Below are 15679 nucleotides of genomic sequence, written 5' to 3' on the forward strand. Positions count from 1 at the left end.
GAGATGGTCTGGATCCGCTCCAAGAGCAAGCGAGAGATCACCATCCGCACCGACCGGGAGACGCTGCGTCGCACTGTCGCGGCCGTGCTGGATACCGGTCGCCTGATGCCCGGCGTCGACGAGATGACCGACCTAGGCGAGGGCCGGTACCACCTGCGCCTCGCGACGGTGTCCAACGGCGCGGTCGTGTTCACCCCCGACTACGAGGCCAGCTACGACACCACCGACGCGGACCTGGTCACCTGGGAACCGCACGGCGAGCACAACTTCCGCACCTGGGGACACTTCCGCATCTCCGACGGCGCGGCCGCCGGCGAGCAGATCCTGGAGATCGAGACCCGGGCCGAGGCCTCCGTCGACGTCGCGGCGGTCGTGGTCATCCTGATCGAGCCGTTCGCGCAGAAGGAGAGCGACGAGGCCACCGAGGGCTTCCTGACGGCCATCCGCGACTCCGTCGAAAAAGTGAGCGTGGCCAGATGATCTCGGCGACCACCGCCGTCGCGCCCGCGCGCATCCTGGGACTGCGCACCGCGCAGGCGGGCCCGGCCGTCTCGCAGGACGAGATGTTCGAGACCTTCTACAAGGACCTCTACGCCGAGGTCCCCGACGCCGAGAAGCTGTTCAAGAGCACCCAGGTCAAGCAGCGCAGGCAGGCGTGGTCGCCCGCCGAGCGCTACGCCGACGGCTGGCCGGGGATGCGGACCCGGATCGAGGCGTGGGAGGAAAGCGTCCTGGCCATGGGCCGGGAGACCGTCGGCGGCGTCATCGACGGCGTGGACACCGACAAGATCGGCAGCTACACCTTCGTCAGCTGCACCGGCTACGCGGGCCCGACCCCGGAGATGCTGCTGGCCAAGGAGTTCGGCCTGCCGCAGAACCTGCGCCGCACCTTCGTCGGCCACATGGGCTGCTACGCGGCGTTCAACGGCATCAAGGTCGCGCTGGACTCGCTGGCAGGCAGGCCCGACGAGCTGGCCCTGGTCACCTGCGCGGAGGTGTGCTCGGTGCACCTGCGCCCGGAGGCCACCAAGGAGCAGGTCGTGGTCACCGGCCTGTTCGGCGACGCCGCAGCCACCCTGCTGCTGTCCTCTGTGGACGGCGATGTGGACGACGTCGACGGCCCGGTGATCCTCGGCACGCACACCGAGACCCACCCCGAGACCTCCGCGGCGATGACGTGGAAGGTCATGGACGACGCCTTCCGCATGACGCTGTCGCCGTACGTCCCGCTCTACCTGTCCGAGACGATCGTGCCGTTCGTCGGCCGACTGCTCGACCAGCACGGCCTCAAGCCCGGCGACGTCAAGCACTGGGGCATCCACCCCGGCGGCCCGAAGATCATCGACTACGTCGGCGAGCGGCTGGACCTGCCGGTCGCCGCGCTGCAGCCGTCGCTGCACATCCTCGGCTCGTGGGGCAACTGCTCCTCGCCGACGGTGCTGCTCATCCTCGACCACATCCTGCGCGAAGTCCGCCCGGCGGCGGGGGAGTACGGCGTGTTCATGGCCTTCGGTCCCGGCCTGACCATGGAATCCGCGCTGATCCGCTTCTGATCCTTTCCCTTTGACCTGAACGGAGTCGGCCATGGCCACCCCATCCACCACCGTCGAGAGCCTGGTCGCCGACCTACTCGGCCAGCAGTGGGTCATCGAGCTGTTCACCGACCTCGGCGAGCGCCAGCGCCAGTCGCTGGAGGTCGCGGGCCAGGTCCGCGAGCGCGCCGCGTCCAACCACGTGTTCTGGCCCTTCCACGCCCCGCAGTTTCCGCTGGTCGTCGCCGAGGCGTCGGGCAGCCGGATCACCGACATCGACGGCAACACCTATCTCGACTCGCACCTGGGCTTCGGCTCGCAGGCGCTCTTCGGCCACAACCCGCCCGCGGTGGTCGACCACATCAAGGAGTCGCTGGGCCGCTCCACCGGCAACGGCTACCTCAACCTGACCGAGCTGCAGCTGGTCGACCTGCTGGAGGACTTCCTCCCGCACGCGCAGAAGTTCGCCTTCCTCAACTCCGGCACCGACGCCACCAACGCCTCGATCCGGCTGGTCCGCGCGCACACCGGCAAGCGGATGATCGCCAAGTTCGAGGGCGCGCTGCACGGCGTGCACGACCTGGCCGCGCACAACACCGCGTTCTGGTACCACGGCCACCCGGTGCAGCCCTTCCCCGAGGTGACCGACAACGGCATCGCGCCGCTGCCCGCGCTCACCGGCGTCACCCCGGCGTCGCCGGACGAGCTGCTGATCCTGCCCAACGACACCGCCAAGGCGCTCGAACTCATCGAGCGGCACCGCGACCAGCTCGCGGGCGTGCTCGGCGAGGCCGTCTCGTCGTCGTTCCCGTACGTCGAGCACACCGTGCCGATGATCCGCGAGGTCGCCCAGCGCTGCCAGGCGCTGCGCATCCCGTTCATCCTCGACGAGGTGCTGACCGGCTTCCGCTTCGGCCCGCAGGGCGCCGCGGGGCACTTCGACATCCCGGCCGACCTGTACTGCTACGGCAAGGTCGTCACCGGCCTGGGCCTGCCGCTGTCCATCGTGGCGGGCCGCGCCGACATCATCGACCACATGCAGACCTCGGGTCTGCCGCTGACCGACCTGGGCCGCAAGACCTGCGTGCAGACCACGCACGCGGGCAACCACCTGTCCCTGGCCGCGTCCTTCGCCGCGCTGAGCGCCCTGCGCGACGCGGGCGACGCCTACTACGACCGCACCCGCGCCAAGGTCGGCCGGGTCCAGTCGAGGCTGGCCGAGTTCCGCGCCGAGACCGGCATCCCGCTGCGGCTGCTCGGTTTCGGTGACTTCATCGGCTCGTTCGGCTTCGTCGCCGAGGAGTCCTACGGCGACTACCGCGAGTTCGCCAGCGCGGTGAACCCGATCGGCCTGTTCCTGCTCACCCTGATGCTGCGCCGCCGCGGCGTCTACACGCTGAGCCTGCCGATGTTCTTCACCGGCGACGCGCACAGCGAGTCCGATGTGGACGAACTGCTGACCGCGGTGCTCGACTCGGCACTGGAGCTCGACAAGCACGGCTTCCCCTTCGTGCTGCCTTCGTAAACCACCACCTCGTCGGGATCAAAGGACAGGCGAACAACCATGACCATCGCGCAGACTCGGCCGGACACCCGTACGCCGCAGGAGATCGTCACCGAGCTGCTCTCGCAGCAGTGGGTGATCGAGCTGTTCACCGAACTGGGGCAGCGCCAGGCGAAGTCGCTGGCGCTGGCCGGGCAGGTGCGCGAGCACGTGGTGACCAACCACGTGTTCCTGCCCTTCCACGCGCCGATGTTCCCGCTGGCCGTCGCCGAGGCGCAGGGCAGCACGCTCACCGACGTCGACGGCAACACCTATATCGACTCCCACCTCGGCTTCGGCGGGCAGTCGCTGTGGGGCCACAACCCCCAGCCGGTGGTCGACTTCGTCCGAGAGCAGGCTCTGCGCGGACCCGGCAACGGCTACCTCAACCCGCTGGAGCTCCAACTGGGCGAGCTTCTCAAGGACCTGATCCCGCACTGCGAGAAGTTCGCCCTGCTCAACTCCGGCACCGACGCCACCGGCACGGCGATCCGGCTGGCCCGCGCCAAGACCGGCCGCAAGCTGGTCGCCAAGTTCGAGGGCTGCTGGCACGGCGTGCACGACGTCGCCGCCCGCAACACCTCGTTCTTCGCCCACGGCCACCCGAAGGTCAACCCGTTCCCGGAGATCGGCGCCGACGGCATCGAGCCGCTCAACGCCTTCACCGGCACCGCCGATGTGAACATCCTGATCCTGCCGCACGACGCCGCCGCGGCGGGCGCGCTGATCGAGAAGCACAAGGACGAGCTGGCCTGCGTCATCGCCGACGCGGCCTGCCAGTCGTGGCCCTACGTCGAGCAGACCATCCCCGAGGTCCGCGACGTGGCACTGCGCTGCCAGGGGCTCGGGGTGCCCTTCATCCTCGACGAGGTACTGACCGGGTTCCGCTTCGGCACCGCGGGCGCGGCGGGCAAGTACGACATCCCCGCCGACCTGTACTGCTACGGCAAGGTCGTCTCCGGCCTCGGTCTGCCGCTGGCCGCGATCGGCGGCAAGGCCGAGTTCCTGGAGATCGCCACCACGTCGGGCACCTCGCTCGGCGACATCGGCACCAAGACCTTCGTGGTCAACACCCACTCGGCCAACCACCTGTCGATGGCCGCGTCCTACGCCTCGCTCAACCTGTTGCGCGAGGCCGGACCCGCGTTCTACGAGCGCACCGACGCCAAGGTCGACCGGATCAAGGCCCGACTCGCCGCTTTCCGCGCGGAGTCCGGCATCCCGATCCGGCTGCTGGGCTTCGGCGCCTTCGCGGGCACCTTCGGGTTCGTCCAGCAGGACTCCTACGACACCTACCGCGAGTTCGGCGCCGCGGTGAACCCGCTCGGCCCGGCCGTGCTCACCCTGATGCTGCGCAGGCGCGGCGTCTACACGCTCAGCATGCCGATGTTCTACACCGGCGACGCGCACTCCGAGTCCGATGTGGACACCATTGTCGACGCCGTGATCGACGCGGCGGGCGAGATGGGCCGCAACGGATTCCCCTTCGTGATGCCCTGAACCCGCTTACCCGAACCGGAGTCACAATGAGCATCGACAGCGGCTTGCGGGCCGACCTCGAAGTCCATCCTGACCGGCGCGGCTTCGTCCCCGACCCGAACGCACCGGTGGCCAAGCTCAGCACGGCGGGCACTGTGGCGGGCACCCTCATCGAGCGGGCCCGCCGCGAGCCCGACGCCGTGGCCTACTACCTGCCCGACGAGCCCGAGTCCGACCAGCGGATCACCATGGCCGACCTGCACGACCGGGCCCACGCGGCCGGGTCGGCGCTGGCCGCGGCCGGGCTCACCCGGGGCGGGCGGGTCTGCCTGTGCCTGGACACCTCCGCCGACCTGCTCTCCGGCCTGTTCGGCGCCGCGCTGCTCGGCGCGGTGCCGTCGGTGATCGAGCCGCCGCTCACCGCGGGCCGCAAGCAGCTGTGGCTCGACCGGGTTCGTCACCTCGTGGCCGTGGCCGAGCCCCAGGTCCTGGTGTGCGCGGAGAACCTGCGCGAGGACGCCGCCGAGGCGTTGGCGGGCATGAAGGTCACCGTGATCAGCCCGCCGTTCGGCGACGGGCTGGTGGCCGACCCGGTGCTGACCGCCGACCCGGAGGACCCGGCGTTCATCCAGTTCACCTCGGGCACCACGTCGGCGGCCAAGGGCATCGTGCTCAGCCACCGCGCGGTGTTCGCCGCCGCGTCGGCGATCGGCCTCGCGGGCCCGTTCTGCGAGGGCGACCTGCTGGCCAGCTGGCTGCCGCTGCACCACGACATGGGCATGGTCGGCGCCACTATGACTCCGTTCCTGCTGTCGCTGCCGTCGGTGCTGGTCCGGCCGCTGGCCTTCGGCACCCGGCCGGACCGGTGGGTGCGGCTGATCCACCAGTACCGGGCCACGATCTCGCCCGCGCCGAACTTCGCCTACCGGCTGGTCGCGTCCCTGGCCCGCAAGATCGACCTGGCAGGCCTTGACCTGAGCTGCTGGCGGAAAGCGTTCAACGGCGCCGAGGTGGTCGACGCGGTGACGCTGCGGGAGTTCCAGGAGACGATGGGCCGCTTCGGCTTCCCCGTCGAGACGATGCGGCCCTGCTACGGCATGGCCGAACTCGGCTTGGCCGCGACGTTCTCGCCGGTCGGGTCGCCCCCGCGGGTCGAGGTGCTGTCCCGCACGGCGATGGCCGAGACCGGCAGGGCCGAGGCACCCCGCTCGACCGAGGACGCCCACCCGTATGTCTCGTCGGGCATCCCGGTGCCGGGGACCAAGGTCAGGGTCAGCGACACCGAGGACATCGACCTGCCCGACGGCCACGTCGGCCGGGTGCGGGTGGCCAGCGAGTCGATGATGACCGGCTATCTCAACGGTCCCGCCGACCCGGTGCTGGACCTGCGCGACGGCTGGCTCGACACCGGCGACCTGGGCTTCCTGCGCGACGGCGAGCTGTTCGTCACCGGGCGCGGCAAGGATCTGATCATCCTGGCGGGCCGCAACTACCAGCCGCAGAACTTCGAGCGCGCCGCCGAGACCGTCGACGGGGTCCGCGCCGGCGCCGCGGCCGCGGTGGGCGTCCCCGATGCGGCCAGCGGCACCGAGAAGATGGTGCTGGTGGTGGAGAGCAAGTACCACCGCGACCCGGCCACCGCCTTGCACACCGGCAAGCTGATCGAGCGCGCGGTCGCCGAGCACACCGGCGTTCGGCCCGCGCGCGTGATCGTCGTCAGCCCGCGCACGCTGCCCAAGACCTCCAGCGGCAAGCTGCAGCGTTCGCAGGTGGCCGCGGCGGTGGCGGCCGGCGTTCTGGGCGGGTGACGGGCGTGGAACTGGCACTCGTCGGCGGGTCGCTGCGCCCGGGCTCGGTGAGCGAGCGGGTGCTGCGCGCCTGCGCCGACCTCGCCGCCGAGCACGGCGCCCGCTCGACGGTGCTCACCGCCGAGGATCTCGACCTCCCGCTCTACCGGCCGGGTTCCCCGCATCGGGCCGCGCGGGAGCTGTTGTCGGCGCTGCGGCGGGCCGACGGCGTGATCATCGCGACGCCGACCTACCACGGCGGCGTCTCCGGGTTGCTGAAGAACGCGCTGGACTATGTCGAGGACCTGGCCGGGGACACCCCGGCCTACCTCGACGGGCGCGTGGTCGGCACGGTCGCGGTCGGCTGGAGCGAGCACGGCGCGGCGACCGCGGTGGCCGAGCTGCGCACGGCGGTGCTGTGCCTGCGCGGCTGGGTGACGCCGATGGCCGTCACGGTCAATTCCGTTCCTTTGTCCACTTTGGATGGTTTAGCCGCCGACGCCGCGCTGCGCTCGGACGCCCGGCTGATGCGCAGGCTCGAAATCCTGGTCGGCCAAGTCGTCGACTTCGCGGGCACTCGCCTGGTCACCGCTGTCTAACGAAACTTAGGAGAGAGACGTGAGCACCACCACCGACACCGGTCTGAGCCAGGAAGGCTCGGTCGAGGACCTGCACCGGGCCGTGCGCGACCACTACGACAAGCTGGTCGACCTGTACGAGGACCTCTGGGGCGAGCACATCCACCACGGCTACTGGGACCTCGATGCCCAGGACGTGCCGCGCGACATCGCCCAGCAGCGCACCACCCAGGAACTGATCAAGTTCGGCGGCATCGCGCCGGGCTCGAAGGTCCTCGACAGCGGCTGCGGGATCGGCGCCTCGGCGATCATGCTCGCGGCGGACCTCGGCTGCACCGTCGACGGCATCACCCTGAGCCACGAGCAGGTCAAGCGCGCCACCGACAAGGCCGCGCAGGCCGGGGTCGGCGCCAAGACCCACTTCCAGGTGATGGACGCGCTGCACACCACCTATGAGGACAACACCTTCGACGTCATCTGGTCGATGGAGTCCTGCGAGCTGATGCCCGACAAGCGCGCCTACCTCGCCGAGAACCTGCGCATCCTCAAGCCCGGCGGCCGTCTCGTCGTGGCCACCTGGACCAGCCGCGACGACCAGCTCAACCCGAAGGAGGTCAAGCTGCTGCGCAGGCTCTACCGCGACTTCGCCATCTCGCACGTGCTGCCGCTGGACCACTACGCCAAGCTGTGCGCCGACCTCGGCTACGTCGACGTCGCCCAGGCCGACTGGACCGACAACGTCAAGGCCACCTGGAAGCTCTCGGCAGACATCGTCAAGCCGCTGGTGCGCGACCCGTCGTACGTGTGGAAGCTGGTCAAGGCCAAGGGCGCCGACATCTTCCGCTTCTTCAACTCGGTCCCGCTGATGAAGCAGGCCTACGACAAGGACGTCATGCACTACGGCGTCTACACCGCTGTCAAGCCCAGCTGACACAGCGCGGCGCCGCGGGCGACAAGGCCCGCGGCGCCGACGCTTCAGATCAGAACCACGGCCCCGCCTCGAACCAACCGAACCCGGTCACCCACGCCGTGCCCGGGGTAGCCGCGCCGGACCGGCCGCGGCGCGTCGGTAGGAAACCTGGGTGGCGCGGCGCTCACAGCGGGCACCGGAACACACACTGCACTTGGGATGCCACGTCGCTGATGTCGCTGATGTGCAGGATCGCGAGCCGGTCGCCGCCGCCGTCCCTGCGCTCGTGGAAGTTGATCGGTCCGGTCACGCCGGTTTGCGCCCGCAGCTCCCGCAGCTCCATCGCGATGACGGCCCGGTCGGGGATGGGCCGCTGCGGAAGCGCATCGGAGTTGCCGCGCCTGCTCCGGTATCGCGCGACCGCGGCCTGGTAGAGGCTGACCGCGTCGTACGCGACCCCGATGCGCTCGGCGGGCCAGGGGACCGACGGCTTGGTGCCGCCCGCGGCAAGCTGACCGGTGTACCCCTTGCAGAACTCGTTCAGTGTGTGTTCTGGCGTGCTCGCCGGTGTGCTGCTGGTGCCGCAGGAACTGCCCGCCAGCACGGTGCGGCTGCCCATGGACACATAGGACAGTGGGATCGCGTTGAGTTCGTTCACCTGGCGCAGCGACGGCTGCGCGACGAACCGCGACACCGCGTCGTCGCCGACCACGGACGGCCGGTTCTCCCGGCACTTCTGGCCGACGGCGGTCAGCAGCGTGGCGATCCCGTCCTCCCGGCCCGCGTAGAACGCGACCTGGTCGGGCCCGCAGGTCACGTCGATCGGGGCGTCGGTGTTCTCCCACTCGACGACCCGGACGGCGGTGGGCGCGAACGCTTGCTCGATCGCGGTGAGCAGGGTCGCGACGTAGGTGTCGCCAGGGTCCGGCTTGGGGCGGTACACCGTCAGCTTGGCCTGTTTGCTGTCGGTGAACTCGCGCATCAGCATCGCCTGCTGGTCGTTGCCGGGGGCCAGCGAGAAGTACGTCGCCGACAGGCCCGGCAGATGCGGACCGGTCAAGGTCGTGGCGATGACGGGGATCCCTTCGCCGCCGAGCTTCCAGATCGCCTGCTCGGTCTCGGTCACCGTCCGGTCCATCCCGATCACGCCCAGGACGTTCGGGTCGTCGCGGAACAAGGGGATCAGGAAGTCCTCGGTCACGGTGTTCGCCTTGCGCATGCTGTCGCCGCCGTTGGCGATGATCACTCGCAGCAGTGTCCCTTCCCGGCTGGGATGGGTGTTCCACTGCTTCTGGCGGATCCAGATGCCCTCGAGTTCCTCGGAGATCGCCTCGGCGGTCTCCTGCCCGCTGTTCGCCGACAACGCGGCGAAGTAGACGACGCTGAAATAGGGCCGACCGGGATTCTGGTCGAACTGCTTCTCGGCCTCCCGGTTCATGGTGAAGATCGCGGTCTGCGCCCGGTTCAGGCGGTCGCTCTCGGTGCTGAACACCATGGCGGAGTCGTCGCTGTAGCCGACGCATTCGTCGCCGGTCCACTTGACCGCGATCCCCGACGAGACATGCGGCAGGCAGTTGTGCGCCCACCGGTTCGCCAGCCAGGTGCCGCCGGTGGCCAGCGGCCCGCCGACCAGCACGAGCACCATGGCCAGCACGACCGACCGCCGGGCCAGCACCGGCGCCTGCCGCGGCCGGATCGCCGAGGTGTTCCCGGCGGCCTTCTCGTCCTCGGCGGTGGGCTCCGGGCCGCCTGGTTCGGGGAGCCGCACGACGAGGAACCGGGCCTTGCCGTCCATCCGCTGCCTGCGCGCGGGCAGCGCGCTGCGCCACCGGCTGTACTCCGACTCGATCGCGTGGACCGGCGGGGCCTGACGCCCGGACGCGGTCGAGACGTTTCGGTCGACGGTGCTCACGACCAGCAGGGGATCGATCTCGCCGGACTCGTTGCGCACGTCGTTGATCAGCTGGAGCAGCTCCCAGCCGCCGTTGGCGTCGGTCACCCCGTCGAGCAGAACCGTGACGTAGGCGGTGCGCCGCCAGCGCCTCGGCCGCAGGCCCCGCGGCCGGAACGCCAGCCGGAGGTCCTCCAGGAACGCGTGCACCAGCAGTCGTTTGAGCTGCTCGGGCTTCTCGCGTTCGTTGCTCGGCTTGGTGATCCGCTCGGCGAAGCCGACGAAGCTGGTGGAGTGCAGGGGCACCATGAACGGCTGGCGCATGAACCAGCGCGGCTCTCGCCCGCCGCCCCACTTGCCCGTCGACCAGAGCAGGAACCGCAGCGGACGGTGCCAGGCCACGAAGACCGCGGTCAGCAGCCGCAGCGCCTTGGACTCGGCGAGCACGGGCTCGGCGTCGGGGAACAGCGTGGGCTCGGCGACGCCGTACCAGGTGCGCAGCAGGGCCGTCACCGCGCGATCGTCGCGCTCGCCCGCTGGCCTGACCTCGCTGGCGCTGAGCCACGCGGCCAGCCGGTAGTGCCGGAACCGGCGGATCCTGGCGGCGCCGAACCGGTTCGCGGCCAGGGCGTGGTGGATCTCGTCGAGCAGGGGCATCAGCGGGACCCGGTCGGAGCCCTCGGTCTGCCAGCGGCTCTTGGCCCGCTCACCCGCCCCGGCCACGTCGATCAGCACGTGCGGGACCTTGTCCGGCCGCGCCTTGGCCAGCCGGTCGTCCAGCGCGGCCAGGAAGCCCCGGTAGGAGTCGGTCGGCGGCTGTTGCAGGCACAGGAGCGGGAGCGCGCGGTCGCCCCGCAGGTCGGTTTTGTCCGGGTTGGGCAACCAGCGTGGGCGGTTGATCAGCTTGCGGATGAGATCCACCACGGCACTGAGGCCGCGAAAAGCCGGTCCAGGTTCAGTTGACGACACTGTCAGCCCCTGTTGCAGACGGCAATCGATCGGTCACTCGAAGAGACCAACGTACCGCCGCCGGGGGCCCCGGCCAAGATCCATCCCCCGGCCGGGGCGAGTCGTCAGGTGCCTGGGACGAACCGACGCGGCCCGATCAGCGCGGCGACGCCGATGAGCAGGTAACCCAGGGACGGACCGAACGCGCCGATGTTCAACTCGCTCAGGTCGGCGGCCTTGACCAGGTCCATGACGGCGTAGATGTGCACGCCGGACAGGGCGATCAGGACCAGGCCCGCCACTCGGCGGAACATGGTGACGGCGGTTTTGAGCACGAACACCACCAGGACGACCGCGGCTACGGCCACTCCCGCGAGGACGATCTCCTTGGTGCCGAAGTCGTGTTCGCCGAAGCTGCCGGTCAGGGGGCCGAAGCCGTAGCGGAGCAGGAGGTAGCCGAGGCCGAGCAGCATCAGGCCCGCCCACACCACCTTCATCGCGACCGACTCGAGTACGGCGGCGAAGGCGAGCAGGATGCCGAGGATCATCAGGGGGTAGCTGAAGATCACGACGTACCAGTCACCGAAGCCGTTGGCGCTTTTGGAGAGCTGGTCCCACAGGTCGAACAGCGATCTTGGGTCGTTGCCCGCGCTGACCCAGGGGAGGACGGTCAGGCAGAGGATCTGGACCAGGGAGCCGACCAGGGTGAGGATCAGGCCCAGGCCGGGGATCCGCAGGCCACCGCTGGGCGGTGTGGTCGGTGGGGCGGGGCGGGGGGCCTGTCGCGGCTCGGGGCGGTGTGGGGCGGGGTCGCGGTACTGGGGCTGTTCGTATCCGGGCTGGTATCCGGGCTGGTGGGCGGGCTGTTGGTAGGCCTGTCCGTAGCCGGGGTGCTGGTAGCCGCCCTGCTGATTGCCTGGGCGATAGGGCTGCTGCGGCTGGCCCGGAGGTCGGTACGGCGGCTGCGACATGTCGGAACCGTACAGTCCTGTTGTGGATTTGCCGACTACCTGGGGCTGATCGGCTGGCCGGGTTGGCGGGGTGGGCGCCTGTTTGGGTGGTTCGCCTTGATTCGGGGACCCCGAAAATGGGCCTGTGCGGGTCATCCATGAAGGAGCCAGTCGCGGTTGGCCAGGCTGCGAGCGGGGCGCGGTTGTGTTGGTGTCTAGGCATATTCGGCCGATCGGGTGGCGTTTTCGGCGTGATCCATCTTGTCGGTGCGGTCCGCTATGGTGCCGGTGATGACCACGAGTGGGGGGAGTGTCGGGCCATTCGCCTACGGCGGGGAACCGTGGCGGGTCCGGGTGCGGGGCGCCGGTCCGGAGGGGGCGGTGCTGGGTGCGGGTGTGCTGGTCGACAGCAGCCACGTGCTCACGTGCGCGCACGTCGTCATGGGTGTGGGTGACGTGGTGGTCGATATGGTCGGGTTGCCGGGTAGGCCGAGTTCGCGAGCGGCGGATCACCCACGGGATGTGTGTCCCGCCGACCGACGACGAGCGTGGGGATGTCGCGCTGCTGCGCTTGGACGTCCCGCAGCCCCGTACGGCTGGGGCCATGCTGCGCCGGGTCGCGCTGACCTGGGACCGGCCGGTGCACACCATGGGCTATCCGAGCGGGCAAGGGCTGGAGATCGGGGTCTGGACCAGGATGACGCTGGCCGGTAAGGCAGGCGTCGAGTGGTTGCAGATGAACCGTCGCTCCGCGCAAGACCAGCGGGTGCGGGCCGGGTTCAGCGGGTCGGGTGTCGCCGACGACGCGACCGGTGACGTGTTGGGCATCGTGGTGAGCGAGTACACCGACGACTCCGCAGGGCTGTCGTGGATGCTGCCGGTCGACGCGATCGTGGCGCATCTGCCGGTGGTGTCGGAGTGGGTGGTGGGCGACAGCGGCATCGACCCGATCTTCGCCGCGCGCGGGCGGGGTGAGTTGATCGGGCAGGCGGCCGAGGTGGCCCAGTGGCTGCGCCGCCGCCACGACGGGGCGGCCGTGCTGATCGTGTTGGGGCCGGATCTCGACGCGGTCCGTCAGGCGGTCGCGGTGTCCAGTAGCCGGTCGGCGCCGGGGGAGCCGGTGGGCGGGATCGACCTGGCGCTGGACGTCGAGGGTCGCACGGTGGACGAGGTGTCGCGCCGCATTGTCGACCGGGCGGGGCTGGCCGTGTCCGGGGCCGAGAGCGCGCGTGATCGCCTGCGTGCGGGTGCGCCGCCGATGACGATCGTGGTGGACGGGCTCGACGCGGCCGACGAGCCCGAGGCGCTCCTCGATGAGGTCCTGAAACCGCTGGTGGACAGCGGAACCAGGCTGGTGCTCGGCTTCCGCGACGAGGACGCGGCGAGCCTCGCCGCGGCGAAGAGTCTGGCCGACGATACGGTCAGTACCCGATTGGAGGCCATCGCGCGGCGGGCGGAAGCGTTGGCAGGCGGACCCGACGGCGACGAGTGGCGGCTGAACCTGCGCCTGCTGCGCAAGGTGGCCGCGGTCGATTCCGCGCTGGTGGCGGGCAGGCTGGCCGATGTCGAGCGGCGGCTGGTGCGGGCCGAGCGCCGGGCCAGGAAGGCGCGGTCGAGGTCCGGCGCGGTGGCCGACGACCGCGGTCTGCTGGCGGCCTGGTTCGTGATGGCCGCCGAGGCGGGGCTCGATGAGGACCCAGGACTGGACCAGGTGTACCGCTGGGCCGACAGCCTGCTGTCCGCCGACCCGGTCGACCACGCCGCGGCGCACGCCGCGGTTCGCGCCTATCAGCAAGCGGTGCGCGAGGCACTCGCGAAAGGAGAGCGGCGATGACGGCCTGTTCCCGGTTCGGCTGCGCGGGCACGATCGACGAGACCGGATACTGCGACGCCTGCGGGCACCCGCCGTCGAGCCCGCCGACCGACCTGGCCCAGTCGACCCGGTCCGAGTCGACCGCGAGCAGGCGTGCCCGCGACGGCGCGGTGCCGTCGCTGCCCGTCTTCGACTACCCGGACCCGTCCAGCCGGATCCTGCGCGAGTTCCAAGTCCCCGACCGGGCCCGCCGCTGCGCCAACCCCGACTGCGCCGACCGCAGGAAGCTCCCGCCGCAGCCGTCGGGGTTCTGCCTGGCCTGCGGCACCGCGTTCTCCTTCTTGCCCAGCCTGGACAACGAGGTCGTGGTCGGCGACCAGTACCGGGTCGAGGGCGTCCTCGCCCGCGGCGGCCTCGGCTGGATCTACCTGGCCCACGACACCCGGCTCGACGACAACCGGGTCGTCCTCAAAGGACTTATCGACGTCGGCGACGCCGACATCGCCACCGCCGAGCGCCAAGCGCTGACCACGATCGACCACCCGAACATCGTCCGTATCTTCAACTTCGTCAGCCATCCCGACCCGCGCTCTGGCACCCGCGCCTACATCGTGATGGAGTACGTCGACGGGTTCCCGCTGAGCGAGGTCGCCTACAAGTCCCGCCACGGCGAGAAACCGCCGCTGGGCGAGCCGCTGCTCATCGAGCACGTGATCACCTGCGGGCTCCAGGTCCTGGCCGCCTTCGAGTACCTGCACGAGCGCGGCCTGCTCTACTGCGACCTCAAGCCCGACAACGTGATCATCCGGTCCGGCAAGTACGGCGAGCGCGACAACCGGATCAAGCTGATCGACCTCGGCGCCGTGCGCCGCATGGACGACCGGATCAGCCCGATCATCGGCACCGTGGGCTACCAGGTCAGCAAGGCCGAGATCGATGAGCGCGGCCTAACCGTGGCCTCGGAGATCCACACCGTCGGCGAGACCCTGCACCAGCTCTACCTGGCCACCGCCGACCGGACCGGCCACCACGGCGCCGACGCCGACCAGCGGCGCATCGCCGTCGGCGTCGAATCGTTCAAACGGGTCTGCGCCAGGGCGAAGCACGCCGACCCGGACCGCCGGTTCGCCTCGGCCGCGGACATGGCCGAGCAGCTGCGCGGCGTCCTGCGCGAGATCGCCGCGCTGCGCGACGGCAGGCCCCGGCCCGGCCAGTCGGAGCTGTTCCACCCGTCCGCGGCCCTGCTCGACGACGGCCTCGGCGCGGTGCCGCCGCTGCACCGCTGGATCGACCGGCCCGCCGACGTGCCGCTGACCGACCTGCCCTTGGACGACGGGATGCCGACCCCCGCCGCGGTCGCGGTGGGTCTGCCCGCGCCCCGGCCGTTCGCCGACGACCCCGCTGCCGCCTTCCTCACCACCGCCGCGGCCGACTTCCTCGCCGATGGCGGCGCCGACGCGGCGCACCGGCTGCTGGCCAAGCTCGCGCAGGCCGAGTTGCGGACCGTCGAGGCCGGGTTCGCCCGTTGCCGGGCCGCGCTGGCCGCAGGTGATTCCAAGGCCGCGGCCGACGGCCTGGCCCAAGCCCGAGAGCTGCTCGGCGCGACCGAGGACTGGCGTCTGCACTGGCACGACGGCCTGGTCAGCCTCATGGGCGAGGACTTCGCGGCCGCGGAGAAGTCCTTCGACACGGTCTATGCCGCGCTGCCCGGTGAGGACGCGCCCAAACTGGCGCTGGCCTACTGCGCAGAGTACGAAGGCCGCCTTGAGCAGGCGGAGGCGTTCTACCTCGCGGTCTGGCGGCGCGACCGGTCGGCTGCCAGCGCCGCGTTCGGCATCGCCCGCGGACACCTGGCGCGGGACGAGCGGGAGCGCGCGGTCGCCCTGCTCGACGAGACCCCGGCGATGTCCCGGCACTTCGACGCCGCCCGGATCGCCACCGTGCGGGTGCTCAGCGGCTACCTCGACGGCGACCGGCCCTCGGCGGACGACCTGCGCGCCGCCGCGGACCGGCTGGGCGGGCTCTACCTCGACGGGGGCGCCAAGACCGGCCAGTCCCGCACCCGGCTCGACACGGTGGTGCTGGAGGCCAGGCTCGGCGCCACGGCGGGCGGTGCGGGTGAGGACGGCCTGCGTTCGCGGCTGGAGGAGTGCTACCGCGCGCTCGCCCGGCAGTCCGAGACCCGCGACCACCACTCCGACCTGGTCGACCTGGCCAACGAGCACCGTCCGTTCACCTTCACGTGAGC

At 70.7% G+C, this 15679-nt stretch carries 11 protein-coding genes; 9 read left to right on the forward strand and 2 right to left on the reverse strand.

Translation table 11 applies throughout. From position 1 onward, the window contains the following. The first annotated feature begins 3 nt into the window (after window positions 1-3). The 7 genes from BN1701_RS00675 to BN1701_RS00705 are packed head-to-tail and all read left to right on the forward strand — an operon-like array spanning window position 4 to window position 7850. Entirely contained in the window at window positions 4-480 is a 477-nt protein-coding gene (locus BN1701_RS00675) for a hypothetical protein (protein WP_054044479.1), read from the forward strand. Next, window positions 477-1553, forward strand: a complete 1077-nt coding sequence (locus BN1701_RS00680; RefSeq protein WP_054044480.1) for a type III polyketide synthase — start codon at window positions 477-479, stop codon at window positions 1551-1553. The genes BN1701_RS00675 and BN1701_RS00680 overlap by 4 nt, the downstream gene beginning before the upstream one ends. A 31-nt stretch (window positions 1554-1584) precedes the next feature. After that, window positions 1585-3057, forward strand: a complete 1473-nt coding sequence (locus BN1701_RS00685) for an aminotransferase class III-fold pyridoxal phosphate-dependent enzyme (protein ID WP_054044482.1) — start codon at window positions 1585-1587, stop codon at window positions 3055-3057. A gap of 39 nt (window positions 3058-3096) precedes the next feature. Beyond that, entirely contained in the window at window positions 3097-4575 is a 1479-nt protein-coding gene (locus tag BN1701_RS00690; RefSeq protein WP_054044484.1) for an aminotransferase class III-fold pyridoxal phosphate-dependent enzyme, read from the forward strand. 26 nt (window positions 4576-4601) lie between these two features. Continuing rightward, window positions 4602-6362, forward strand: coding sequence for an AMP-binding protein (locus BN1701_RS00695; RefSeq protein WP_054044486.1), 1761 nt, complete (start codon window positions 4602-4604; stop codon window positions 6360-6362). A gap of 5 nt (window positions 6363-6367) precedes the next feature. Next, window positions 6368-6940 carry an NADPH-dependent FMN reductase gene (locus BN1701_RS36275; protein WP_054044488.1) on the forward strand — a complete coding sequence of 191 codons (573 nt, stop codon included), beginning with the start codon at window positions 6368-6370 and terminating at the stop codon, window positions 6938-6940. Between the two features lie 19 nt (window positions 6941-6959). After that, complete coding sequence (locus BN1701_RS00705; protein ID WP_054044490.1) at window positions 6960-7850, forward strand: methyltransferase domain-containing protein; 891 nt, start codon at window positions 6960-6962, stop codon at window positions 7848-7850. A 163-nt stretch (window positions 7851-8013) separates the two neighbouring features. Here the strand turns inward: BN1701_RS00705 and BN1701_RS00710 are convergent, their stop codons facing one another. Both BN1701_RS00710 and BN1701_RS00715 read right to left on the reverse strand, forming a co-directional pair. Continuing rightward, window positions 8014-10641 carry a hypothetical protein gene (locus tag BN1701_RS00710; protein ID WP_157367704.1) on the reverse strand — a complete coding sequence of 876 codons (2628 nt, stop codon included), beginning with the start codon at window positions 10639-10641 and terminating at the stop codon, window positions 8014-8016. Between the two features lie 152 nt (window positions 10642-10793). Beyond that, window positions 10794-11639, reverse strand: a complete 846-nt coding sequence (locus BN1701_RS00715; RefSeq protein WP_054044494.1) for a hypothetical protein — start codon at window positions 11637-11639, stop codon at window positions 10794-10796. A gap of 499 nt (window positions 11640-12138) precedes the next feature. Here BN1701_RS00715 and BN1701_RS00720 point away from each other — a divergent pair, with 499 nt between their 5' ends. Further along, window positions 12139-13452 carry a trypsin-like peptidase domain-containing protein gene (locus BN1701_RS00720; RefSeq protein ID WP_054044496.1) on the forward strand — a complete coding sequence of 438 codons (1314 nt, stop codon included), beginning with the start codon at window positions 12139-12141 and terminating at the stop codon, window positions 13450-13452. Beyond that, complete coding sequence (locus tag BN1701_RS00725; RefSeq protein WP_054044498.1) at window positions 13449-15677, forward strand: serine/threonine-protein kinase; 2229 nt, start codon at window positions 13449-13451, stop codon at window positions 15675-15677. The genes BN1701_RS00720 and BN1701_RS00725 overlap by 4 nt, the downstream gene beginning before the upstream one ends. Window positions 15678-15679: the final 2 nt, after the last annotated feature.

Origin of the sequence: Alloactinosynnema sp. L-07, assembly GCF_900070365.1 — a bacterium.
In the GTDB taxonomy this organism is placed as follows: Bacteria; Actinomycetota; Actinomycetes; order Mycobacteriales; family Pseudonocardiaceae; genus Actinokineospora.